The following is a 451-nucleotide window of genomic DNA, read 5'->3' on the forward strand; positions in this document are numbered from 1 at the left end:
CTATTCGCATTATGAACAGACACTTTCTATTAACAGGCAATGCAAACAGGAATTTGAGAAGCTTGGCACGGTCATTCAGGCGTATCTGTACCGGGCGGCAGAAGATATTAGAAAGATGCGTGACGTAAAGCCTAATCTCAGACTTGTGAAAGGCGCTTATAAAGAATCTGCGGCTGTAGCGTTTCCTGACAAAAAAGGAACAGACCTACATTTTCAGAGCTTAATAAAGCTGCAGCTATTAAGCGGGAACTACACGGCTGTCGCCACACATGACGATGACATTATTGCATATACGAAAAAGCTCGTCGACGAACATCAAATCCCCGCATCGCAATTTGAGTTTCAAATGCTATACGGCATCAGGCCAGAGCGTCAGAAGGAACTCGCGAAAGAAGGCTACAGAATGCGTGTGTATGTCCCATATGGAACAGACTGGTTCAGCTACTTTATG

At 44.8% G+C, this 451-nt stretch carries 1 protein-coding gene; it reads left to right on the forward strand.

Annotated features, from left to right (window positions below; genetic code table 11):
• Positions 1-451: proline dehydrogenase family protein (locus RVS70_RS22390; protein WP_321134913.1), on the forward strand; the 451-nt coding region annotated here is incomplete at both ends.

The sequence above is a fragment of the Virgibacillus sp. M23 genome (genome assembly GCF_034190895.1).
GTDB lineage: Bacteria > Bacillota > Bacilli > Bacillales > Amphibacillaceae > Virgibacillus > Virgibacillus salarius.